The 23,237-nt window shown below is 59.9% G+C and carries 20 protein-coding genes; 11 read left to right on the top strand and 9 right to left on the bottom strand.

What is annotated here, in order from left to right; all coding sequences use genetic code 11:
- Positions 1-8: 8 nt before the first annotated feature.
- The 3 genes from AAGQ88_RS26645 to AAGQ88_RS26635 form a co-directional block, all read right to left on the bottom strand.
- Positions 9-1,313 (bottom strand): hypothetical protein, encoded by a 1,305-nt coding sequence (locus AAGQ88_RS26645; protein ID WP_342654066.1) that lies wholly within the window; start codon positions 1,311-1,313, stop codon positions 9-11.
- A 484-nt stretch (positions 1,314-1,797) separates the two neighbouring features.
- On the bottom strand, positions 1,798-3,417 hold the full coding sequence (locus AAGQ88_RS26640) for a glucan biosynthesis protein D (RefSeq protein ID WP_342654065.1): 1,620 nt from the start codon (positions 3,415-3,417) through the stop codon (positions 1,798-1,800).
- 180 nt (positions 3,418-3,597) lie between these two features.
- Positions 3,598-4,227, bottom strand: a complete 630-nt coding sequence (locus tag AAGQ88_RS26635) for a LysE family translocator (protein WP_342654064.1) — start codon at positions 4,225-4,227, stop codon at positions 3,598-3,600.
- 133 nt (positions 4,228-4,360) lie between these two features.
- Here AAGQ88_RS26635 and AAGQ88_RS26630 point away from each other — a divergent pair, with 133 nt between their 5' ends.
- A complete protein-coding gene (locus tag AAGQ88_RS26630; protein ID WP_093466456.1) occupies positions 4,361-4,852 on the top strand; it encodes an Lrp/AsnC family transcriptional regulator in 492 nt (163 codons plus the stop codon).
- Between the two features lie 59 nt (positions 4,853-4,911).
- Here the strand turns inward: AAGQ88_RS26630 and lpdA are convergent, their stop codons facing one another.
- On the bottom strand, positions 4,912-6,312 hold the full coding sequence (lpdA, locus tag AAGQ88_RS26625; RefSeq protein WP_342654063.1) for a dihydrolipoyl dehydrogenase: 1,401 nt from the start codon (positions 6,310-6,312) through the stop codon (positions 4,912-4,914).
- 217 nt (positions 6,313-6,529) lie between these two features.
- Positions 6,530-7,138, bottom strand: a complete 609-nt coding sequence (locus AAGQ88_RS26620; RefSeq protein WP_342654062.1) for a CDP-alcohol phosphatidyltransferase family protein — start codon at positions 7,136-7,138, stop codon at positions 6,530-6,532.
- 281 nt (positions 7,139-7,419) lie between these two features.
- On the opposite strand from AAGQ88_RS26620, the gene AAGQ88_RS26615 reads away from it, so the two are divergent.
- The 5 genes from AAGQ88_RS26615 to cfaB all read left to right on the top strand — a co-directional run bounded on the left by AAGQ88_RS26615 (position 7,420) and on the right by cfaB (position 14,892).
- Positions 7,420-9,384 (top strand): protease modulator HflK, encoded by a 1,965-nt coding sequence (locus tag AAGQ88_RS26615; protein WP_342654061.1) that lies wholly within the window; start codon positions 7,420-7,422, stop codon positions 9,382-9,384.
- Between the two features lie 11 nt (positions 9,385-9,395).
- On the top strand, positions 9,396-10,421 hold the full coding sequence (locus tag AAGQ88_RS26610; RefSeq protein ID WP_342654060.1) for a protease modulator HflC: 1,026 nt from the start codon (positions 9,396-9,398) through the stop codon (positions 10,419-10,421).
- Positions 10,418-11,485 carry an SPFH domain-containing protein gene (locus AAGQ88_RS26605; protein ID WP_342654059.1) on the top strand — a complete coding sequence of 356 codons (1,068 nt, stop codon included), beginning with the start codon at positions 10,418-10,420 and terminating at the stop codon, positions 11,483-11,485. The genes AAGQ88_RS26610 and AAGQ88_RS26605 overlap by 4 nt, the downstream gene beginning before the upstream one ends.
- Before the next feature lie 59 nt (positions 11,486-11,544).
- Entirely contained in the window at positions 11,545-13,425 is a 1,881-nt protein-coding gene (locus AAGQ88_RS26600; protein ID WP_342655897.1) for a cation-translocating P-type ATPase, read from the top strand.
- A 282-nt stretch (positions 13,426-13,707) separates the two neighbouring features.
- Positions 13,708-14,892, top strand: coding sequence for a C17 cyclopropane fatty acid synthase CfaB (gene cfaB / locus AAGQ88_RS26595; RefSeq protein WP_285422855.1), 1,185 nt, complete (start codon positions 13,708-13,710; stop codon positions 14,890-14,892).
- Positions 14,893-15,010: 118 nt separating this feature from the next.
- Here the strand turns inward: cfaB and cls are convergent, their stop codons facing one another.
- Entirely contained in the window at positions 15,011-16,450 is a 1,440-nt protein-coding gene (gene cls, locus AAGQ88_RS26590) for a cardiolipin synthase (RefSeq protein ID WP_093466432.1), read from the bottom strand.
- 172 nt (positions 16,451-16,622) lie between these two features.
- Here cls and AAGQ88_RS26585 point away from each other — a divergent pair, with 172 nt between their 5' ends.
- Both AAGQ88_RS26585 and AAGQ88_RS26580 read left to right on the top strand, forming a co-directional pair.
- Positions 16,623-17,144 (top strand): DUF3617 domain-containing protein, encoded by a 522-nt coding sequence (locus tag AAGQ88_RS26585; protein ID WP_342655896.1) that lies wholly within the window; start codon positions 16,623-16,625, stop codon positions 17,142-17,144.
- A gap of 240 nt (positions 17,145-17,384) precedes the next feature.
- Positions 17,385-18,626, top strand: coding sequence for an N-acetylmuramoyl-L-alanine amidase (locus tag AAGQ88_RS26580; protein ID WP_342654058.1), 1,242 nt, complete (start codon positions 17,385-17,387; stop codon positions 18,624-18,626).
- A gap of 37 nt (positions 18,627-18,663) precedes the next feature.
- Here the strand turns inward: AAGQ88_RS26580 and AAGQ88_RS26575 are convergent, their stop codons facing one another.
- Positions 18,664-19,065: a glutamine synthetase gene (locus tag AAGQ88_RS26575; protein ID WP_342654057.1), complete on the bottom strand. Its 402-nt coding sequence runs from the start codon at positions 19,063-19,065 to the stop codon at positions 18,664-18,666.
- 87 nt (positions 19,066-19,152) lie between these two features.
- Between AAGQ88_RS26575 and zigA the strand changes: the two genes are divergently transcribed.
- Positions 19,153-20,355: a zinc metallochaperone GTPase ZigA gene (zigA, locus tag AAGQ88_RS26570; RefSeq protein ID WP_342654056.1), complete on the top strand. Its 1,203-nt coding sequence runs from the start codon at positions 19,153-19,155 to the stop codon at positions 20,353-20,355.
- A gap of 37 nt (positions 20,356-20,392) precedes the next feature.
- Here the strand turns inward: zigA and AAGQ88_RS26565 are convergent, their stop codons facing one another.
- Entirely contained in the window at positions 20,393-20,764 is a 372-nt protein-coding gene (locus tag AAGQ88_RS26565; protein WP_342654055.1) for an NADH:ubiquinone oxidoreductase, read from the bottom strand.
- Between the two features lie 53 nt (positions 20,765-20,817).
- On the opposite strand from AAGQ88_RS26565, the gene AAGQ88_RS26560 reads away from it, so the two are divergent.
- The gene (locus AAGQ88_RS26560; RefSeq protein ID WP_342654054.1) at positions 20,818-21,780 is read left to right on the top strand and encodes a CobW-like GTP-binding protein; all 963 of its coding nucleotides are present in this window, start codon (positions 20,818-20,820) and stop codon (positions 21,778-21,780) included.
- Positions 21,781-21,800: 20 nt separating this feature from the next.
- Here AAGQ88_RS26560 and AAGQ88_RS26555 read toward each other — a convergent pair whose 3' ends face one another.
- Positions 21,801-22,193, bottom strand: a complete 393-nt coding sequence (locus AAGQ88_RS26555; protein WP_342654053.1) for a DUF3301 domain-containing protein — start codon at positions 22,191-22,193, stop codon at positions 21,801-21,803.
- A 133-nt stretch (positions 22,194-22,326) separates the two neighbouring features.
- Between AAGQ88_RS26555 and pdxY the strand changes: the two genes are divergently transcribed.
- Positions 22,327-23,193 carry a pyridoxal kinase PdxY gene (gene pdxY / locus AAGQ88_RS26550; RefSeq protein ID WP_342654052.1) on the top strand — a complete coding sequence of 289 codons (867 nt, stop codon included), beginning with the start codon at positions 22,327-22,329 and terminating at the stop codon, positions 23,191-23,193.
- Positions 23,194-23,237: the final 44 nt, after the last annotated feature.

Genomic DNA, 23,237 nt, shown 5'->3' with positions numbered 1-23,237 from the left:
ATCCCCGTTCAGCTCAGCCCCGGCAGCGGGTTCCATCGCGGCAGCTCAAGTGGCTTTGGGAGGGCGTTTCTCACTTGCGACTTCACAGCCAGCACATGCCCTACGGCCATTCCGAGGAAGAGGTTGGCCAGGGTGACTTCCAGCGTGTCGGTGGTCCAGCTGACGATGCAAATGCAAAAGCTGGTGCCCAGCATGGCGCGGCCATAACGCGTGGTGCTGTCGGCAAGGATGAAGAACAGAGGAATGTGCAGAGCGTATAAAAACAGCCCCGCCAGGCCGAAGATCGCCCACAGATAAACCACGGTACTGTCGGAAATCATGAAGACGTCCGCGTCTATGACCGGGAATGCCGCCACAGAGCTGCCTACCAGCCCGAAGCCTGCGCCGGTGATCGCACGGTCTTCACTGATCAGCGCCTTGATCACATTGGGCCAAGTGTTGATCAGCCGGTCGTAAATGGACGCAAGCGCACTGGTCGCGGAGATCTTGTTAGGGTCGAAGTCGAACATCAATGCAAGGAACGGCAGCGAAATCCCCAGTACGACGGCGACGACAATGGCCGCACGCGTGGTCCAGCGGAACCGGCAAATCATCAGCAGACCCACAGCGCCGATGAAACCCAGTGCCGGCGCTTTGCTGGTGGTCAATATCACGCCCCCCAACCCGATCGCGCAGACCAGCAGGCCAAGCAGCCTGGAGCGCAAGGTCGCGATCAGGTACAGGCTGAAGATCGAGATGATGATCGCCAGCGCGCTCGAAATTCGCGCAAAGCCGGCCGGGCGGTCCGCATCCTCCGCTGCCCACGCGGTGTTCGCGCTCAGCTCGGTGCCGGCGATGGTATAGCTGTAACCCTTCCATGGCAGGTTGATATAGCGATCCAGGGCGATACCCGCCAGCGAAGCCATCAGGCAGAACGCGATGGCCCACATGAACAGGCGCTTGTGGCGAATGATCTGGTCGCCACACGCCAGCCCGAACAGCAGGGGGCTGATGCCATACAGTGCAAACGCGAAGTTGCCCGCGCCTGCGCCGTTGAGTCCCGCCCACGCCGCTGACAGGAGCAGGCCCAGCAGGCATAACCATACCGCCGGGCTTGCCTTGAAGTTGCGCAGTTCCAGTGCAAACAGAATGAGGCAGGCGACCTTCGGGCCGTACAGCATCACCGAGATGCCGGCCTGATCCAGATAGAAACGCAAAGCGCCGGAAAAGGTTTCGACCACCATCAGGCTGATCGCCACCAGGACGATTGCTGTGGATTTGTCGAAAGAGAGCAGGGACGGTTTTTCAACGTAAACGGGGGAAGTCGACATCATGGTACAGCCCCTCGGGAGCGTTTGAGCGGAGAGTGAATCGCAAGACTTTTCGCGTGGAACGCGCACTGCGTTACGGCAAAGCTACCGCCAGCCGATGTCGGCAATGGCCGTCGGTCCGCATGTGAATTTGCCGTGATCAATAGGCCGTCGAGAGAGAGCAGAAGGCCAAACGGCCTGCTGTCGAACGGCGAGACAAGGGATATATCAGCCGCAGACGTGGGGGCTGTCAATCAAATAGTCAAAGTTTCGGACATGATTTCACCCTCAAAAAAATCTATGTTCATAACTGATTGATTTAATTGATGGATAGAAAATTGACGCTGGCTTATGGGAGTGCCGGGAGGGCGTTGAAAGCGACCCTCTATGACTCATTTCTGGTACACAAATGGCTGCTGTGAGCAAAAAATGATCAATTGATAACGCGATAGAAACGTGAGGTCACCCATTTTTCTGAGTGACTTCACGTCTTTCGCGGCTCCGTCGCTTAGGTGTAGCGACGCTTGTCGGGCGCTGGCGGGAAGTACTGATACAGCCAGGTCTCGCTGAGCGTGCGATCACCGGTCTTGATGAACATCCGCATTTCCACAGGATCGACCGAATCGGTCGTCGGGTACCAATCAAACGTGACCCGGAAGCCTTTGATGTCGGGCAATACCAGCACATTGAAGTCCTGCACCTTGCCATTTGAAACGGTGACCACAGGCTCGATGCCAGACCCTTCGGGCAAGCGGTCAATCCCGCCGCCGTTGAAATCCACAGCGAAGCGCCGCGCCCAGACGTCCGGATAGTGCTCGCCCGGCGCCCAGCCTTCGATGAAACCACCCATGCCGGAGCGCGTCGCGTGCACTTGAGCCAGCGGCGTGCTGACCGGTGGCAACGGGCTCCAGTACAGTTTGTAGCCGTAATTCATCGACATCCCGGCTTTGACTGGCACCTTCGGGTTCCAGAACGCGACGATGTTATCCAGGGTTTCGCCGGTGGTGGGCAGTTCCAGCAGATCGATCGAGCCTTCGCCCCATGCGGTGGTCGGCTCGACCCACAGGCTCGGCCTGCGGTGGTACCAGTCGACGGTGTCCTGGTAGGTCTTGAAGTCGTGGTCGGTCTGGACCAGGCCGAAGCCTTTGGGGTCCTTATCGGCGAATGCGTTGAATTGCAGCTTGGCGGGATTATTCAGCGGACGACAGATCCACTCGCCGTTGCCGCGCCACATGGCCAGACGGTCGGAGTCATGGATTTCCGGGTGAAGGGTGTCGCACATGCGGCGTTCGTGAGTGCCGCAGCTGAACATGCTGGTCATGGTCGCGATGCCGAGTTGTTCGATGTCGGCGCGCGCATTGATGTGCGCGTCGATATCCATCACCACGCGATCGGCTTGGCAGTCGATATCGAAACGATACGCGCCTGTCGCACTTGGCGAGTCGAGGAGGGCATAGACCACGAAGCGAGTGGCGTCCTTGGTCGGCTTCTCGAACCAGAATTTGGTGAAGTCGGGGAATTCTTCAGGGCGATGGGCGTAGGTGTCGATCGCCAGCCCGCGAGCCGAAAGACCGTACTGTTTGTTGCTGTCGATCGCCCGGAAATAGCTGGCGCCCAAGAACGACAGAATGTCGTTGATCGCGATTTCCGGCGCCTTGAACAGTTTGAACCCAGCGAAACCCAGATCGCCTTTAAGCTGCGACTGGTCGATACGACTGGCTTCGTAGTTGAAAAGCTCAGGTCGGAAATGCACTTCTCGCGCTTCCTGGCTGGCGGGGTCGACGCTGTACATGCGCACGGGCGTCTTGAAGCCGGCGCCGACATGGAAAAAGTGCACGTCCAGCTGACCCTTGACGTCATTCCACAGAGAATGACCCGCGTCGTATTTGATCGCATTGAACTGCTGAGGCGTCATGTTCGCCAAGGTAGGTGGCAGGTTCTGCTTGGTGCTCACATAAGGCTTGCCGGCCAGCTGTTTTGCGGTTTGTTGCAGAGTGTTGAAGTCGAAATGTTCAATCTCGCCATCGGCCGCCGCAGCCAGGGCACGCGCCGCATACAGACCCGAGGCTGGCAGCGCACTATAGGCTGCCAGCGCCATGGAAGCTTTCAGGAGATTCCTGCGATTCATAAGGTGAAGCCTCTGAAGAAATGCTGTGCCTTCCTGCACGAAAAAGTGCGCTTTCCCAATCCTTGCCGAACGCAAATTACCAACAAACAGATAACAAACTCGGCATCTTGTTCGCAAAAAAGATAAAAAAACGTTTCAGGTCGCGACTTGGGCATCTTCAGAGTGTTACGAGTTATGTGTTCATGCCTGCTGGATGAGCGCCAGGCGCACAGCGAAGCCAATCAGCAGGCTGCCAAAAAGCCATTGCTGGACGCGTTGTGCAGCATGACTGCGAGCCAGCCAGCGACCCAGCCAACCGCCCGTCATGGCGTAAACGCTGTCGAATGCCAGCCCGAGCGTCACCAGAATCACGCCTAACTTCAAAAACTGACCCATCACCGAGCCATCCTGCAGATCGATGAATTGCGGCAGCAGCACGGAGCAGAACAGCAGCGCTTTCGGATTGAGCAAGTTGGTCAACAGGCCGCGCAGAATTGCGGTTCCCCATGAAATCCCAAGCTCACTCGAAACGCCCGAGGCGGAGAAATCCGTTGAACCGGCGCGGAACATTTTCAGGCCCAGCCAGAGCAGATAACCAGCGCCCATGACGCGCACCACTTCGAACGTCCAGGGCGAGACTTTGAACAGCGTCGCAAGACCCGAGGCCGCCAGCGCAACGTGAAGTGCCCGCGCGATGGCGAGGCCAGCGGCAGTCGCCAGCGCCTTGCCTCGACCCTGCCGGGCACCGGTTTGTAACAGCAGAATCATGTCCGGACCCGGCAAAAGCAAGACCATCGACAGGGCAACAATGAACAGGGCGATGCCTTCCATGTTTCAGCTCCAAAGCGAAAGTGATGGAAGAAATTCTACGGCCGAAGGGTGAGGCAGGTGCTTGCGTCTTCAACTACAAAAGCGATAACTATTGGCATGTCCTGCCACTTTTGGCTTGTAAAGGGTAATGCTTATGCCAACTTCACTGACCTCGCGTCTTGATGCTTACGATCGGCGCATTCTGACCGCACTGCAGCGGGATGGTCGTTTGACGAATGTTCAATTGGCCGATGAAATCGGACTTTCGGCATCGCCATGTCTGCGCCGGGTCCGCAATCTGGAAGAGGCAGGCGTGATCCGCGGCTATCAGGCAACGCTCGATGCCGAGGCGTTGGGACTGGGTCTGACGGTGTTCGTCGGGGTGAAGGTCGATCGCCATCACGAAGACGAAGCGCAGAAATTTCACCAGGCGGTGTCGACACTGCCTGAGGTGATTTCGGCCTATCTGGTGTCAGGAGAGTCGGATTTTTTACTGCACGTTGTCGTACCGGATCTGCGTGGCTATGACCAGTTTCTGAGCGACACGTTACTGAAAATGCCAAGCGTCAGGGATATCCGCAGCAGCTTCGCCATCCGCACGCTCAAGGCGCAAGGGCCTTTGCCGCTGGGGCATTTGCCGGTTTGAGCGCCTTACTCCTGAGGCGTGAGCACGCTCACGCCTCAGGTCATTCAGGGCATCGGAAACTACGCCTGCGTCGTGTGACCGCCAGCACCCATCGCTGCCTGACGTAAGGCCTCCGAACGCGTCGGGTGAGGGTGGCAGGTAAGGGCGATGTCCTCGGCCGAAGCGGCAAACTCCATCGCAACGCAGTACTCGGCGATCATCTCGCTGACACTCGGGCCTACCAGATGAACACCGAGTATCTCGTCGGTCTTCTCATCGGCCAGCACCTTGGCGAAGCCGTCGGTCTCGTGATTGACCTTCGCCCGGCTGTTGGCGCTGAAAGGGAATTTTCCCACCTTGTATGAGCGGCCTTCTTCCTTCAATTGCTCCTCTGTCTTGCCCACGCTCGCCAGTTCCGGCCAGGTGTAAATCACGTTGGGGATGAGGTTGTAATTGAGTTCGCCTTTCTTGCCGACGATACGTTCGACGCACACGCCCGCTTCGTCCTCGGCTTTGTGCGCGAGCATCGGCCCGGACGTCACGTCGCCGATCACCCAAACGCCGTCCACAGCCGTGCGATGACCTTTGTTGGCCAGCACCCCTCGTTTGTCGACTTCCAGGCCGACTGTTTCCAGGCCCAGACCTTTCGTGACAGGCCGACGGCCGATGGAGACCAGCACGTAGTCCGCTTCGATGACTTCTGCTTCGCCGCCGGCTGCAGGTTCCACGGTCAGACTGACCCCCGCATCGCTGGCAACGGCGGAAGTGACTTTCGAGCTGAGCTTGAAGTTCATGCCCTGACGCGACAGTGAGCGATGCAGGGTTTTGCCGGTTTCCAGATCCGATCCATGTGCCACGTGGTCGAGGAACTCCACGACGGTGACCTTGGCGCCGAGCCTGCGCCACACCGAGCCCAGTTCCAGGCCGATGACGCCTGCGCCGATCACTACCAGATGCTTCGGTACTTCGCTCAACGACAGCGCGCCGGTCGAGTCGAGGATGCGCTTGTTGTCGATGGTCACACCCGGCAGCGGCGTCGGCTCAGAGCCGGTGGCGATGATGATGTCCTTGGCGGTGAGTTCGGTCTCGCTGCCACTGGCGTCGGTGACGATGACTTTGCCGGGGCCAGCGAGGCGCCCCCAGCCTTTTATCCACTCGGCTTTGTACTTGCGAAACAGAAATTCGATGCCCTTGGTCAGGCCGGTCACGCTCTCGGCTTTCTGCGCCATCATCTGCCCCAGATTCAGGGTGGGCGTGACCTCGATTCCCAGCTTTTTGAACTCCTCTCCGGTGGCTGCTTCATACAGTTCCGAAGCGTGAAGCAGCGACTTGGAAGGGATGCATCCGACGTTCAAACAGGTACCGCCCAACGTTTCCCTGCCCTCCACGCACGCAACTTTCAGACCTTTCTGACCTGCATGAATGGCTGCGTTGTAGCCGCCTGGGCCGCCGCCAATGATGACCACATCGTAATTACTCATGAAGCGCACTCCTGGAGGGAAAATCGACAATGGACGGAAGCGTAGACCGCTCTTCGGAAAAGTCCCGGAAGACCGGAGTTGGCAATATTATGAGCATAATATTCTCCGCTCGGCAAACTGTCGGGTATTCAGTGGCTGAAAATCAACGCTGTGGATAAGTTGTTAGCAGCGTGTGTGCAAGGTCGCTCAACAGCGCAGCGACAAGCCGATGCGTCATCTATGGAGTAGGGGCCGGTCGCGTGACTTCACGCAGCGCATGACGGATCCGTCTGCCGATCGTTATCACCAGCAGCACCGCCATAATGGCCAGCACGATATTGATGGCGGCCGTGGGCAGATACCCAAGCGCCAGCGCGGTCCCGAAGACGGCGAATATCAGCAGTCGAACGCTGCCGGGCAGAGGACCCTCATGGCGCCGTGAAGCCTTGATCAGAGGACCGAGCAAGCCAGCGAACTCACTCAGGATCGACAGCCATGCCACGAGCAGGACCAGCAGCAGACTGATCTTGGGCACCACTGAAAACGGCAGTGCCAGAGCCGTTTCAGCCACCACGCGGCTCAGTTCGCGGGCGCAGGTAGCTGCCCTGGAAGATTGGCCGAACTCACTCACCAGTTGCGTTTCAATGGCGCCGAAAATCAGGCGGATGACGATCCAGATCGGGATCAACGCGAAGATCCAGAGGTGAAAGGCGAACGCTGCCACGAGCACGCCCACGGCCACCGAAATCAGCCCCGCGCAGAGCGTGACATGCACGGCGCGGACACCGTCGTCGAACAACATTCTGGTCAGCGGATGCAGCCATTTTTGCAGCCAGGCAGTGGTCATCGCAGGTCTGCTCCCTGTGGATAACTTTTTGGCAGCTTAGTGCAGATTTCTGAGGATTTCTGCATGACTGATGGCACTTTGAGTCTTGTAGAAGGAGGGCACCTGTCTGCTTGCTGTCAGGCGCTGAAATTTGGGAGCGAACCCGAGTAGTCAGGACGAAAATTTCACGATTTTTGTTATATCGTAACGCCCCTATTCAAGTGTTTCGGCGTGTTTCATCAATGCAGCCACGGGTGGCAGGACAGCAATGACTACAGCGGTAAGCGGTTTTTGGAGTGTCGATGCGGGTTGATCTTGATAACGAGGGCGTATCGCCTGTTGGCCTGCCGCGATTTCAGCGCGCTGCTTTCCATGGCAAACGGCTTTCTCGTCTGACGCTGATCCTTGGCGCCATGGGCATCCTGGGCCTTGTGGTGTCGCTGTTCGTTGATCTTTTTTCCCCCGATTCCCTGTGGACTGCCGTCATCACCAACAGCGCCGCGAGCCTGCTGGTGCTTGCATCTGCGCTGCAGTCGGCAGAAGTGGTCAGCCTCTGGCGCGCCCGAGTCATCTCGCCTGAGCAGTCGCCGGAGGGTCCGCAGGACGGATTGCCCGACGGCCCGGAGCCGGGTTGGTACGACCGGTTGCTGGGACGCATCAGCGAATCGGGCACTTCGATGATCGGGCAGATCGGCTTGCCGGTTTTCTGGCTGGCCGGTTGGACGTTGCTGGCCCTCATCAGCATCCTGATGGTCTGGAATTTCTCGCTGGTCGGCAGCAATGTCGGCCTGGTGGGGAATGTGGTCGGCGGGCTGTTGCTGCTCATCGGCTTCGGGCTTCTGGTGATCGAGCGTCAGCTCAGCAACGAGGCCAAGGCCAGTTGGCCCGAGGCAGAGCAACTGGCGCAGATCACGCGAATGGCCATTGGCACGCTCCTGATCGCAGCGTTTTGCCTGTTTTTCGCCTCGGCTGATCGCGTCTGGCCGACTCGCCTGGCGGTGTTGATCGGCGTGCTGCCCGGGCTTGTCGCGGTCGAACTGTTGCTGCGCGCGCTGTTGTCGATTTTCAGTCCGCGCAACGAACGCATGGAACCGCGGTTTGTCGCGAACAGCTTCGTGGCAGGGTTGCTGCGCTGGCCGCCGCAACCGCTGACCGCGCTGCAGGACGAACTGCACAACCGTTTCGGCATCGACTTGCGGCAGATCTGGGCGTTTACCTACATGCGCCGGGCCATCTTGCCAGTGTTTGGCGTCATCGTCGCGCTGGGTTGGGCGTTGAGCGGGGTGCACGAGATACCGATGCAGGGCAGGGGCGTCTATGAACGTTTTGGCAAACCCGTGGAAGTCATGGGGCCAGGCCTTCACGCCGGGCTGCCCTGGCCCTTCGGGACAGTGCTGCCAGTAGAAAACGGCGTGGTTCATGAATTGGCGACCAGCACTGAAGGCGGCGCAACGACGCAGACGCTTGATCCAGCCGAAGGTCCGCCTCCGACCATTGCCAATCGTTTATGGGACGCCACCCACATTAACGACAAATCTCAGGTGATCGCCAGCGGCTCCGAGGACAAGCAGAGCTTTCAGATCGTTAACATGGACGTGCGCTTCGTCTACCGCATCGGTCTGACCGATCAGGCAGCCCTCGCGGCCACCTACAACAGTGCCGATATTCCAAGCCTGATTCGCAGCACCGCCAGCCGGGTGCTGGTGCATGACTTCGCTTCCCGGACGCTCGACGAGTTGCTGGGTGAGCAGCGGACCGATCTGTCCGCCGATATCGGCGATGCCGTACAGCGCGATCTGAAAAAGCTCGACAGCGGCGTGGAAATTCTTGCGACAGTCGTGGAGTCCATTCACCCGCCCGCCGGCGCCGCCAATGCTTATCACGCCGTCCAGGCCGCCCAGATCAGTGCTCAGGCATTGATTTCCCGCGAGCGCGGCGCGGCTGCCGATCAGGCTAATCTGGCGCAGTTGCATGCCAGCGTCGCTCACGATCAAGCGGCTGCCAGTTCTCGCGAGGTCATGGCCACCGCGCAAAGTGCGGACTTGCGCTTCAGCGCGGAGCAGCAAGGTTATGCCAAGGCCGGCCAGGCGTTTCTGCTCGAGCAGTACCTGAGTCAACTCACTCAAGGCCTGACCCACGCCAAAGTGCTTGTCCTCGACCACCGCCTCGGTGGCAGCAGTGCCCCCACCATCGATTTGCGTACCTTCACTCTCCCGGCCGACCCAGCGGCGTCGCCTAAAGCGATTGACCAGCCACTGGCTGAATAAGGAGTCGTCCCTTGAGTCTGTTTCATTCCCACGATCATCACGACCATGCCGGTCATAGCCACGGCGGTCATCACCATGGTCATCATCACGATGACGCGTCCGGCCCGGTCGGATTCCCCTGGCGCCGTGCTGCGCTGGCGGCGGTGCTCATTGCCTTTGCCGTTGCGGCGGCCAGCCTGGTGCAGGTGCGTTCGGGCGAGGCGACCGTTGTCACGCGCTTTGGCAATCCCGCGCGGGTATTGCTTGATCCTGGCCTGAGCTGGCGCTGGCCCGCGCCGTTCGAAGCGGCGATCCCGGTCGATCTGCGTCTGCGCACGACCTCAAGCGGTCTTCAAGACGTCGGTACGCGCGACGGGTTGCGCATCATCGTTCAGGCCTATGTCGCCTGGCAGGTCCAGGGTGATCCGGACAACGTGAAGCGCTTCATGCGCGCCGTGCAAAATCAACCTGACGAAGCGGCGCGGCAGATCCGCACCTTCGTCGGCTCGGCTCTTGAAACGACGGCCGCCAGCTTCGATCTGTCCAGCCTCATCAACACCGATTCCAGTCAGGTGCGCATTGCCGATTTCGAGAACCAGCTGCGCCAGCAGATCGATAAGCAGTTGCTGACGACTTATGGTGTGCGCGTCCTGCAAGTGGGGGTCGAGCGCCTGACACTGCCCTCTGTGACCCTCAATGCAACCGTCGACCGTATGCGCGCCGAACGTGAAACCATCGCCACCGAACGTACGGCGATCGGCAAGCGCGAGGCGGCGCAGATCCGCTCGGCAGCCGAGCGCGACGCTCGTATCGTCGAGGCCGACGCCACCGTAAAAGCTGCGGACATCGAGGCGCAGTCCCGTGTTGAGGCCGCGCAGATTTACGGCCGCGCTTACGCAGGTTCGCCGCAGTTGTATAACCTGCTGCGCTCGCTGGACACGCTGGGAACAGTGGTCGGGCCGAGCACCAAGCTGATTTTGCGCACCGATGCCGCGCCTTTCAGGGTGCTGGTCGACGGCCCGCCGACCCTAGACGGCAAGGCTGGAACGCAACCATGAGTGAGCAGGACTCGGTGCAGATCGATCGCCCGGTGGTCAACAGCCCTTGGCTGCAAGCCAGCCGGTTGGCCTTCCTGGGGTTGTACGTGGTGACGCTGCTGGCGGCGCTCGGCTGGGCGGTTTCCAACGTCAGGCAAATCGATCCCCAGAATCGCGCCGTGGTGTTTCGTTTTGGCGAACTGGATCGTGTGCAGAATGCCGGATTGTTGCTAGCTTGGCCGCAACCCTTCGAACAAGTGGTGCTGCTGCCTTCGGCAGATCGGGTGATCGAGCGTCACGTGGAAACGCTGTTGCGTTCGCCCACTGCGCTGGCCGCCGACAAAGTCACCAGTTTCGCGACGCCGATGAGCGACGCGCTGGCAGGCTCCGGATACTTGCTGACCGGAGATGCCGGTGTCGTGCAGCTGGATGTCACCGCTTATTACAAGGTCACCGACCCTCGCGCGTTTGTGCTTCAGGGCGAGCATGTGCTGCCGGCGCTGGACCGTCTGGTCAATCGCAGTGCGGTCAGCCTCACGGCTGCGCGGGATCTGGACACCATCCTGGTCGCGCGGCCCGAGCTGGTGGGCTCCGACAGTCAGTCCGCCGAACGCCGTGAGCGTCTGCGCGGCGATCTCGTGCAGGGCATCAATGCGCGTCTGAGCGACCTGACTCAAACCGGCGCGGGGCTGGGCGTGGAGATCGTGCGGGTAGACGTGCAATCCAGCCTGCCTGCCGCTGCCGTCAATGCGTTCAATGCAGTCCTGACCGCCAGCCAGCAAGCCGATCAGGCGGTCGCGAACGCTCGCACCGACGCCGAAAAGCTCAACCAGACGGCGAACCAGCAGGCTGACCGCACGTTGCAAGTGGCGCATGCACAGGCATCGGAGCGACTGGCCAAAGCCCAGACCGACACCGCGACGGTCACCGGGCTGGCGCAATCGATCCAGAACAAGAGCGATCCAGGCCTGCTGCTGCGCATTTATCGCGAGCGTGTTCCGGGCATTCTCAGGCAGGCAGGTTCGGTGACCACAGTCGATCCTCATGACGATTCACGCCTGATCATTCAGGGAGCTGACAAATGAGTGGCGAAGCCGTTCACACACACGACCATGCCCACGACGATGCGCCTGCTCAGGCAAGCATGCTCACGCGCAGCGAACAGCGCAGCGCCGCTCGCCAGTTGACCCTCGCAATGCTGGCGCTCGGTTTGCTTGCGCTGGGGCTGGTCTGGCGCTTTTTCGCGCCTGAGCAAGTCGGCGTCAGCCAGCTGTTGCTCGGCGCCGCATCGCTGCTCGTCGCCATTCCCGTCGTCAGCGCCGGCTGGCATAGCCTGCGTCATCCAAGTCTGCATGGCATTACCGATCAACTGATTGCTCTGGCCATGCTGGGCGCCTGGGCGACGGGCGATCTGATGACCGCGGCGCTGTTGCCGATCATCATGATTTTCGGCCACGTCCTCGAAGAGCGCAGCGTGATTGGTTCGCAGGAAGCGATTCAAGCGTTGGGAAAACTCACCCGCAGTCATGCGCGTCTGATCGCAGCCGATGGCTCGATTCGTGAGGTCGACAACGGCTCGCTGGTGGCAGGGGATCGGGTGGAGGTGCGAGCCGGTGATCGTGTGCCCGCCGACGGCCTGGTGATCTCCGGTCAGGCGAGCCTCGACACTGCGCCCATCACCGGCGAGTCGGTGCCGCTGGAGGCGCGCGCGGGGATCGAGGTGTTCGGTGGAGCGATCAACCTCGATGGTCTGCTGCGGATCGAAGTGACGCGCATCGGCAATGAGTCCACGCTGGGCAAGGTCATTGCGCTGATGCAGAGCGCCGAGCGCTCGAAGCCACCGATCACCAGACTGCTGGAGCGCTACGCAGGCAGCTACATGGTGTTGGTGTTGCTCATCGCGGCCGTCACCTGGTTCATCACTAATAACGCGCAAGCGATGCTGGCGGTGCTGGTGGCGGCGTGCCCGTGCGCGCTGGTGCTGTCGGCGCCCGCCACGGCGATTGCCGGCATCGCAGTCGCTGCGCGACACGGCATCCTGATACGCAGCTCGGCCTTTCTCGAAGAACTGGCCGACCTCACGTCATTGGTGGTCGACAAGACCGGCACGCTGACCTACGGCACCTTGCGCCTGCAATCGGTTCAGGCCGAGGAGGGCGCCGATGACGATCTGACCGCGCTGGCGGCGAGCCTCGGATCGGCGAGCAGTCATCCCGTCAGCCGGGCGCTTGCCGGATTGGTCGAGAAGGATCGGTTAATGGCGCTTGAAGACATTCGCGAGCGGCAGGGGCTGGGTGTCGTCGCGCGGACCGCGCGTGGCGAGGCGGCGCTGGGGCGGCCCGAGCTGTTCGCACAGTTGGGCATCGTCACCTCGCCAGTGCCCAACCATGATGGTCCGATTGCAGGCCTTGCGGTCAACGGCGTGTTCCAGGCGTGGTTGCTGTTGGCCGACAGCCTCAAGCCCGAAGCTCGTCAGGCCTTGAGCGAGCTGCGTGAGCTGGGCATGGGACGTCAATTGCTGCTGACCGGCGACCGCCAGAGCGTCGCCGACAGCCTCGGCCGCGAAGTCGGTATCGGTGACATCCATGCTCAGGCGCTGCCTGAAGACAAACTCAACCGCGTCATGGGTGAGATCAAAAACGGTTTTCGGCCGATGGTGGTCGGTGACGGCATCAACGACTCCCTCGCCCTGAAGGCCGGGGTCGTTGGCGTGGCCATGGGCGCAGGCGGTGCCGACATCGCGCTGGCGTCTGCCGATATCGTGCTGATCGGCAGCGACCTGCGTCGCCTCGGTACGTGCGTCCGCCTGAGCCGTCAGTGTCGGCAGACGCTGCAAGTCAACGTTATCATCGGCCTGGGCTGGACGCTCGCCATCGTCGCCTTGGCAGCATTCGGCGTGCTGGGTGCTGCCGGCGCCATGATTGCGGCCGTGCTGCATAACCTCAGCACGCTGCTCGTTCTGGGTAATGCTGGCCGTTTGTTGCGTTTCCATGAGCCCATCGGAAAATTTCACAATCCCTCGTAAGCCTTGAAACCCGGCGCTTTCGCTGAGAGCGGCGGGTTAGAGGTGCCGGCTAAGTATAAAAATTCGCTTGAGCTTTGAAGGACTCTGTAACAAATTAAGATTCAGTCATGAAGAGGGTGCTCCATCGCAGGCTTCAAATTGGCTCGAATTCCGGGGAGCAGCGCAGTACCCGTTTCAGATTCGTGATCTTCATTTGCAGTAAGCCGATTGCCTGACGGTTCCTACTCTGGAGCCGGTTTTGGACTACCCTTTTCCGTGTTTCTGGATCAGGGGGATTTCTCAATGCTCGCGCAACTTCCACCGGCGTTACAGAAGCTTCATCTACCACTGCGGCTCAAGCTTTGGGATGGCAACGAAGTCGAATTGGGGGCCGACCCCAGCGTCACGATTGTCGTCAAGGATCCCTCGCTGGTGTCCGATTTCACTCACCCAAGCCTGGACCTTCTTGGCAGCGCGTTCGTTGAAGGGCGGCTTGAGCTCGAAGGCTCGATCAGCGAAGTCATGCGGGTCTGCGACGAGTTGACTGCCGCGCTGGTGGACGAGGACGACGACGTCGCGCCGGTCCGGACCGAGCACGATAAAGAAACCGACGCCAAGTCCATCTCCTACCACTACGACCTTTCCAACGATTTCTACCAGCTATGGCTGGACAAGGAGATGGTCTATTCCTGCGCCTACTTCAAGACCGGCAACGAGACGCTTGAGCAGGCGCAACAGGATAAATTTCATCATCTGTGCCGCAAGCTGCGTTTGAAGCCGGGCGAATATCTGCTGGACGTCGGCTGTGGCTGGGGCGGTCTTGCGCGCTTTGCGGCGCGTGAATACGGCGTCAAAGTGTTCGGCATCACCTTGAGCCGCGAGCAATTGGCGCTGGCGCAGGAGCGGGTCAAAGCCGAAGGTCTGGAAGGTCAGGTTGAGTTGCAACTGCTCGACTATCGCGATTTGCCCAAAGATGGCCGGTTCGACAAAGTCGTCAGTGTCGGCATGTTCGAGCACGTGGGCCACGCCAACCTCGACCTTTACGCCAAGTGCCTGTTCGATGCAGTGAAGGAGGGCGGCCTGGTGATGAACCATGGCATCACGGCCAAGCACACGGATGGTCGTCCTGTCGGGCGCGGCGCCGGGGATTTCATTGATCGCTACGTTTTCCCTAACGGTGAACTGCCTCATCTGTCGATGATCACCGGTTTCATCAGCGAAGCCGGACTGGAAGTGGTGGACGTGGAAAGCCTGCGTTTACATTACGCCAGGACGCTCGATCACTGGAGCATGCGACTGGAAGAAAAGCTCGAGGTCGCTGCAGCAATGGTGCCTGAGCAGGCGCTGCGGATTTTCCGCCTGTATCTGGCCGGGTGCGCCTATGCGTTCTCCAAGGGCTGGATCAATCTGCACCAGATTCTTGCAGTCAAGCCGCGCGCCGACGGCGGTCATGACCTACCCTGGACGAGAGACGATCTTTACGCCTGATCAGGTAGGCCGTGAGTTCACGCGGCAGTCAGCTTCAGTCGTCAGGGGCACAGTCGACCGAGCCGGTCGTCTGTGCTCCGGCAGCGCGGGAAACGCTCTGCCGCTGACCCTCAAACCATCAGAGAATCGGCGATATCAAGCGCGCCACGCGCATCCCCAATTGCTGCAAATGGTGAGTCTCCTTGCTTTCCTCGATCGAGATTTCGTGCGCTTGGGCGAAGTCATCGCTGAGCATCGCCTCTACTTCGCGGGCGAAATCTTCGTCGACCGTCAGCAGCATCAGCTCGAAATTCAGCCGGAACGAACGATTGTCCAGGTTGGCGCTGCCGATCGCCGAAATCGCGTTGTCCACCAGCACCACCTTCTGATGCAGGAACCCTGGTTGATAACGAAACATCCGCACACCTGCTCGCACGGCTTCGAAGGCGAACAGGCTGGAGGCGGCATACACCGTGTAATGATCGGGACGCGAGGGCAGCAGCAGGCGCACATCGACGCCTCTGAGCACTGCCAGGCGCAATGCAGCTGACACGGCCTCGTCTGGAATGAAATACGGCGTGGTGATCCACACGCGCTCCGTGGCGGCATGAATCGCCTCGACAAAGAACAACGAACAGGTTTCCTGCGCGTCCGCAGGCCCGGTTGCAAGGAACTGGCACAGCACGCCATCCTCCGGATAGCTGTCCGGCAGTATCAGGGGCGGCAACTGGCGGGTTGCCCAGAACCAGTCTTCAGCGAACGACTCTTGCAGACATGCCACCACCGGACCCACGACCGCCACGTGGGTGTCACGCCAAGGCGCCAGCGGCGGCTTGAGGCCCAGATACTCGTCGCCGACGTTATGCCCGCCCACGAAGCCCTTCACTCCGTCCACCACGACAATCTTGCGGTGGTTGCGGAAGTTGATCTGGAATCGATTGAGCCAGCCGCCGCGTGTGGCGAAGGCCTTGATCTGGACGCCCCCGGCGCGCAGCTTTTCCACATACTTGGCCGGCAGCGCATGACTGCCGATCCGGTCATACAGGACGAAGATTTCAACGCCTTCTGCAGCCTTTTCCAGCAAGACGGTTTGCAGACGGCGCCCGAGGTCATCGTCATGAATGATGAAAAACTGTACGAACACCGCTCGTTTGGCGGCACGGATAGCGTCGAAAATCGCGGCGAAGGTCGCTTCACCGTTGATCAGCAGTTTCACTTCATTGTTGGCCAGGCACGGCATGCGACCCAGCTTGGGCATCGCGCGCAAGGAGGCATAGGCGTCCGAGCGTCTGGCGGCGACCGCTTCCTCAATCCAGGGTTTCCAGTTGAAGTCGACAATGGCGTTGCGCATCTCGTTGTTCGCCTGACGACGCGCCTTGATGTACGCATCGAAGGTGCTGCGGCCAAAAACCAGATACGGAATAAGCGTGATGTAGGGGATGAATATCAGCGGCATTGCCCAGGCGATAGAGCCTTGAGCAGTGCGCACCGTCAATAGGGCGTGGATCGCTGCTACGATGCCCAGAAGGTGAGTGAAGCCAATCAAATAGCCAAAGAAATACGGGCTGTGATAATCCATGCGCAACCTTGAGCTTATGGCGTATTGGTGTTTAACAGACCACAGTGCGCGGGGATTGTCGCTATTTTCTTGGTGCTGCAACTGGTTATCCCATTCGTCGTCTAAAGCTCATCGTCCGACGGCTCCAATGGGCCGCGTTGAAACTGCCTCAGAGCAAAAAGGAATCCGATTCATGAAAAAGTGCGTATTGGCGTTGATGGTATGTCTGGCTGCGCCGTTCGCTCAAGCGCAGGTCCTGCAGCCGGGACTGTGGGAGCTGACCTCGAGCAACATGCAGGTCGATGGGCAACAGATGCCCGACATGCAGGTCATGCTCGCTCAGCTGCAAATGATGGCGCCGCAGCAACGAGCGGCTATGGAACAAATGCTGGCAAAACAAGGGATTACGCTCGGTGGGCAAGGTGTTCGCGTTTGCTTGACTCCTGAGCAAGTCAAAAATGAGCAGATTCCCCTGACAGATCCCAAGACCGGCTGCACGCAGCAGATCACTGACAAGAACGGCCCGACCTGGAAATTCAAATTCAGTTGCCCACGTGCTCAGGGTACGGGCACTGCGCAGTTCTTGAGTGATCGCGCGTTCAATACGCACGTCGTGGGCTCGTTCAACGCCACGGGCCAACAGCAGAATGGCAGCATGGACACCAAGGCGGTCTGGTTGGGGCAGAATTGCGGCACCGTCAAACCTCGTACGTAATTGACAGCATCGGTCAACGCCCCGCTAGCCGGGGCGTTTTAGTCTCTATCTCGTTTGTGTTCCACGTGGAACATCTTGTTGTTTTACCTAGTGTTTTACCCGTCACTCGTTGTTTGATCGGCTAAAACACGGCCCATTTCTGTAAAAAGCTTCATCTTTGGCCTTGTCTCGGCATGTTATATTATTACGAATAATGACCTGCTTATTCGAGCCTGATGATCACTTTTTCTGGAATGTGTCATGCATCGACGTCAAATGCTGCTCAACATGCTACTGGCCAGCGCAGCATGTGCGCTCCCGTTTTCAGTCAACGCAACGCAGATTCGCAACGCACGACTCTGGCGCTCCGATAGCACATTGCGGCTGGTCTTCGACCTGAGCGGTCCTGTGCAGTACAAGACCTTCACCCTCAGCGCGCCCGAGCGGATCATCATCGACGTCAGTGGCGCACGGCTTGAAGGTAACTTCAGCCAACTGGCACTGGAGAACACCCCCATCAAAGCGATTCGCTCGGGCCATTTTGGTCAAGGCGACACGCGCATCGTCCTGGACCTGCAGTCGCCGGTGCAGCTCAATAGCTTTCTGTTGGGGCCAGAAGGCGCGCAGGGCAACCGTCTGGTACTGGATCTTGGAAGTGACGCGGCTGCTCATTCGCCCGTTCAAATGGCGGCTGCCGCGCCGCTGGTCAAGCAGCCATCAGGTCCCGTCGTCGACAAAGAGCACCCCAAGCGCGACATCATGGTGGTGGTCGATGCGGGCCACGGTGGAAAAGACCCTGGTGCCGTGGGCTCAAAGGGCGAGCGTGAGAAAGACGTCGTGCTGTCCATCGCGCAACTGCTGGCCAAGCGATTGAAGCGCGAAAAGGGCTTTGATGTGCGTCTGGTACGCAATGATGACTTCTTCGTGCCGCTGCGCAAACGCGTGGACATCGCCCGCAAATACAACGCCGACATGTTCATTTCAGTGCATGCGGACGCTGCACCTCGGCTCACGGCGTCGGGTGCTTCGGTGTTCGCGTTGTCCGAGAACGGCGCCACCTCGGCGACGGCGCGATTCATGGCGCAGCGTGAGAATGGCGCGGACCTCATCGGGGCGAACAGCCTGTTGAACCTGAAGGACAAGGACCCGATGCTGGCGGGGGTCATCCTCGACATGTCGATGAACGCCACTATTGCTGCCAGCCTGCAACTGGGCCACACCGTGCTCGGCAGTCTGGAAGGCGTCACCACGTTGCACCAGAAACGCGTGGAACAGGCCGGATTTGCCGTGCTGAAATCACCGGATGTTCCGTCCATCCTGGTTGAAACCGGATTCATCTCCAACAGCCGGGACAGCCAGCGGCTGGTCACCGCACGGCATCAGCAGGCCGTTGCCGACGGCTTGTTCGAGGGCATGAAGACGTATTTCGAGCGCAATCCTCCGGCGGGGTCCTTCATCGCCTGGCGCCAGGAACAAAAGGCCGCTGAGCAGGCCATCGTCTGATCAGCGTTACGGCTGTGCCTCGAATCGGGCCTGGCGTTCAACGACAACCCGTCACGCGACTGCAAGTGATCTTGCTCCGGCTGCCGCTGGAGCTTGAGACTCGGCTGACTGTGGTCCAGCCGACCTTCAGGGTGTATCCGACCCAGACTTCGCCATCCGAGGCGAGCCCGGTGAAGAACGTCATCGAGCCGTAGCGGCTGTTGGTCTGCGCCCAGCGGCGCTTGGCTTCGCTTTCATAACCGCGCAAAAACATCGTTTTTCCCGACATCGCCACGCTGTAGCTGTTGTCGTAGGCATCGGCACACGCCAGCAGCGTTGCCGTGCGAGTGCACAGCGCCTGATCGAGTCGAGCCGATGGCACTGCGGCTGAAACCTGCGCGGCTGAGAGCACGGTCAACGCCGCCATCATTCCCGCCAAAACACCTGAAATTCTGAGCATCGCGTCGACCCAAAAAAGTATTAGCATATTTGTATTGTTATACTATAACGTAAAAAGCATCCGAACCTGCTACTTGATGAGATGCCCATGAATCGCCTTCCTGTAACCGTGCTGTCCGGCTTCCTGGGTGCCGGCAAAAGTACGCTGCTGAACTATGTGCTGCGCAACCGTGAAAATCTGCGCGTCGCTGTCATCGTCAATGACATGAGCGAAATCAACATCGACGGCAGCGAGGTGCAGCGCGATGTCAGCTTGAACCGGGCCGAAGAAAAGCTCGTGGAAATGAGCAACGGCTGCATCTGCTGCACCCTGCGTGAAGACTTGCTGGAAGAAGTGAGCCGGTTGGCGCGTGACGGCCGTTTCGACTACCTGCTGATTGAATCGACCGGAATTTCCGAACCGCTGCCCGTGGCCGAGACCTTCACTTTTCGAGACGAGGAGGGACGCAGTCTGGCGGACGTCGCTCGGCTCGACACCATGGTCACCGTTGTCGATGGGCTGAATTTCCTTCAGGACTATCAGGCTGCGGAAGGCCTGGCGACGCGCGGCGAAACATTGGGTGAAGAGGATGAACGTTCCATCACCGATCTATTGATTGAGCAGGTTGAGTTCGCGGATGTGATTCTGGTCAGCAAGATCGACCTGATCAGCACTGCCGATCGGCAGGAGCTGATGGCAATCCTCAAGCGCCTCAACAGCCAGGCGCACATTTTGCCGATGGTCATGGGTGCCGTGCCGCTGGGCAGAATCCTCGACACCGGGCTGTTCGACTTCGAGCGCGCGGCACGAGCGCCAGGATGGCTGCAGGAACTGCGTGGTGAACACACGCCGGAAACTCAGGAGTACGGCATTGCATCGACGGCGTATCGCGCGCGTCGACCTTTCCATCCACAGCGCTTTTTCAACTTCATCAATCAGCCGTGGACCAACGGCAAGCTGCTGCGCTCCAAGGGGTTCTTCTGGCTGGCGAGCAAGCATCAGGATGCTGGCAGCTGGTCACAGGCGGGAGGGCTGATGCGTCACGGATTTGCCGGGCGCTGGTGGCGATTCGTGCCCAAGGCTCAGTGGCCGCAGGACGACGAAAGCACGCAAGTGATCATGCGAAGCTGGAGCGCTCAAACCGGAGACTGTCGTCAGGAGCTGGTCTTCATTGGTCAGCACATCGATTTTGATCAGCTGACGGCGTCGCTGGATGACTGCCTGTTGACCGACGCGGAAATGAGCATGGGCGTCGAGGGCTGGAGTGAGTTCGCCGATCCCTTCGGTGACTGGTATGGCGAGGCGGCCTGACGCCGACGGCTGCGGTGGGTCGTGTGGCAGGCGATAGTTACTGTTCTTTCCACACGCCCTTGCTCTGTTGCTCGCAAAACGGCTTGAGGAAAGCAGCGTCGCTCGCTACGCCGTAATAGTGAATGTTCTGCCGATAAGGCATATTGGCGACTTGCGCGTTGGTGCACTGGCCGAATGAGCCGGTCGGGCATTGCTCCATGTAAGTGACTTCGACTTTCTGATCCTTGAGCTGCGGTTTGCAGAAGCCATCGTGGAACAGGTCCGCCGGAATGGTCAGGTTCTCCTGACACACCTTGACGTCCAGTCGCTCGCCCTGACTGTGCACGACGCACGACTCGCCGCGCGCCTGAACTGAAACGGCTGCCAATACCACCAATGTCAGCCGCACGGGCAGCCAGTTTGCTCGCATTTTTACCTCCGTCTGCGCTCGGTTTCGGGAGCGACGTTCAACAATGGCCGGACATGCTGCAGAACATTCCCACACATGTCATTGCTGGCCCTTTGGGTGCAGGCAAGACCAGTCTGATCAGACAACTGCTGGCGCAAAAGCCTGCTGGCGAGCGCTGGGCAATCCTCATCAATGAATTCGGCCAGATCGGGCTCGACGCTGCGCTGCTGACCACCGCGCAGGATGGTATCGCACTTGGCGAAGTGGCTGGCGGGTGTCTGTGTTGCGTCAATGGCGCACCCTTCCAGATCGGCTTGGGTCGCCTTTTGCGCAAAGCCCGGCCGGATCGTCTGTTCATCGAGCCTTCCGGGCTGGGCCATCCGGTCCAACTGATGGCGCAGCTGCGGGAAGCGCCGTGGGTCGGCGTGCTGGCAGTTCAGCCCGGCGTAGTGGTGCTGGACGCTCAGGCGCTTGCGAGCGGCAAGCCATTGCCACGATCCCAGCAAGAAGCGCTGAGCGACGCAGGGTTGCTCGTGCTGAATAAGTCGGCGGGACTCGCGCCTGTTCAGCGCAAGACGATCATCGACGCCTTACCGTCTCGACAGCTGCACTGGACAGAGCAGGCGTTGCTGCCCCTTGAACGACTGCCAGGCATCAACTCGCGGGCAAAGGAGGGTGTGGATAACTTCATCGCACCGAAGACCTTGGCGCAGCTGCCTGCGGACTGGTCCAATCCGATGCAGCCGATCTGCTTGAGTCAGCATCAGGCCGAGGGCTGGAGCATCGGCTGGCGCTGGCATCCGGACAGGGTGTTCGACGCGGCAAAGGTAGAAGCCTGGCTGCAAGGCCTGCAATGGCGCCGCGCCAAGCTGGTGATTCACAGTACGTCGGGGTGGTGGTCGGGGAATGCGCTGGAAGGAGAGGAATGGGCCTGGCGGACGACCGAGTGGCGCAAGGATTCACGTCTTGAACTCATCTGCAGCGAACCTCACGATGCTGCGCAACTTACCGCGCAGCTCGCGGCCTGTCTGGCCTAGCGCGGCTTAGCCACAGCGCGTCATTGCTTCCATTTGTTGTGTTCCTGGCGCCACTCACTCAGCTGGATAATCTCGGCCGTCGGCTTCGGGTTCTTGATTTCGAAGGGGTAGGGCGCCAGTTCGATCTGCGCCGTGTGTGCGCCGAACATCGTGATCGAGCCCGGATGACGCTGTTCGCCGGTTACCGTGAACTCAAAGTTATACACCCGCGCCAGACGCTTGCGGCCGTCGTTGTCACGTTTGAACGTGATACGCCGTAGCGCGACATTGCCGTCCAGTAACTCGATGTCCAGCTTGGCACAATGATGTTTGACGCGTTCAAGTGCGCGCTCACGCAGACCATGGGAATGCCACAGCCAGGCGCCGGCGGTGGCCAGCAGCATCAGGACGAAAATGTTGCCCAGGGTCAGCATGCAAGAGAGCTCCAACAGAAGGTGTTCAGCTTAACTGCGTCGGGTGATCGACAGCCATACTCCGAAAGCTTAATTTCGCTTCACTTCGTCCGGCATCGCTACTACTGTGCTTTCCCGGCCTCAGGAACCTGTCATGAAACGCTCGCCTCATCTTCTCGCCATCCAGTCCCACGTAGTGTTTGGCCACGCCGGCAACAGCGCTGCGGTGTTCCCTATGCAGCGTATCGGCATCAATGTCTGGCCGTTGAATACTGTTCAGTTCTCCAACCACACTCAGTATGGTCATTGGGCAGGCGAAGTGTTGGCGCCGCAGCAGATTCCTGCGCTGGTCGAAGGGATCGCCGCCATCGGTGAGTTGGGCAACTGCGACGCCGTGCTCTCCGGTTACCTGGGCAGCGCGGCGCAGGGACGGGCCATTCTCGACGCCGTTGCCCAGATCAAGCGTTCCAATCCTCGCGCGCTGTACTTGTGCGATCCCGTCATGGGACACCCGGAAAAAGGCTGCATCGTGCCTCAGGAAGTCAGCGATTTCCTGCTCGACGAGGCCGCCGCGGTCGCCGATTTTCTCTGCCCCAACCAGTTGGAACTGGACAGTTTTTCAGGTCGCAAGCCGAGCTCCCTGCTCAACTGCCTGAGCATGGCGCGTGCGTTGCTGGCCAGAGGCCCGAGGGCGATCGTGGTGAAACATCTGGATTACCCTGGCAAACCTGCCGATGGTTTCGAGATGCTTTTGGTCACGGAGCAGGAGAGCTGGCATCTGCGCCGTCCGCTGCTTGCGTTTCCACGCCAGCCGGTGGGCGTGGGCGATCTGACGTCAGGGCTGTTCCTGTCCAGAGTGCTGTTGGGCGACGACCTGCGCACTGCCTTCGAGTACACCGCGTCTGCGGTGCATGAGGTGCTGCTGGAAACCCAGGCGTGCGGCAGTTACGAGCTTGAGCTGATCAGGGCGCAGGATCGTATCGCGCATCCGCGAGTGAAGTTTGAGGCGACTCGCCTGTAACTTCGCATGCAAGAGCGTGGCGTGCCCCGCGATCGAGGGGCACC

Source organism: Pseudomonas sp. F3-2, assembly GCF_038804275.1.
Taxonomy (GTDB): Bacteria; Pseudomonadota; Gammaproteobacteria; order Pseudomonadales; family Pseudomonadaceae; genus Aquipseudomonas.
The sequence above is the reverse complement of the archived record's forward strand: the minus strand, read 5'-3'. Positions and strand labels throughout refer to the sequence as shown.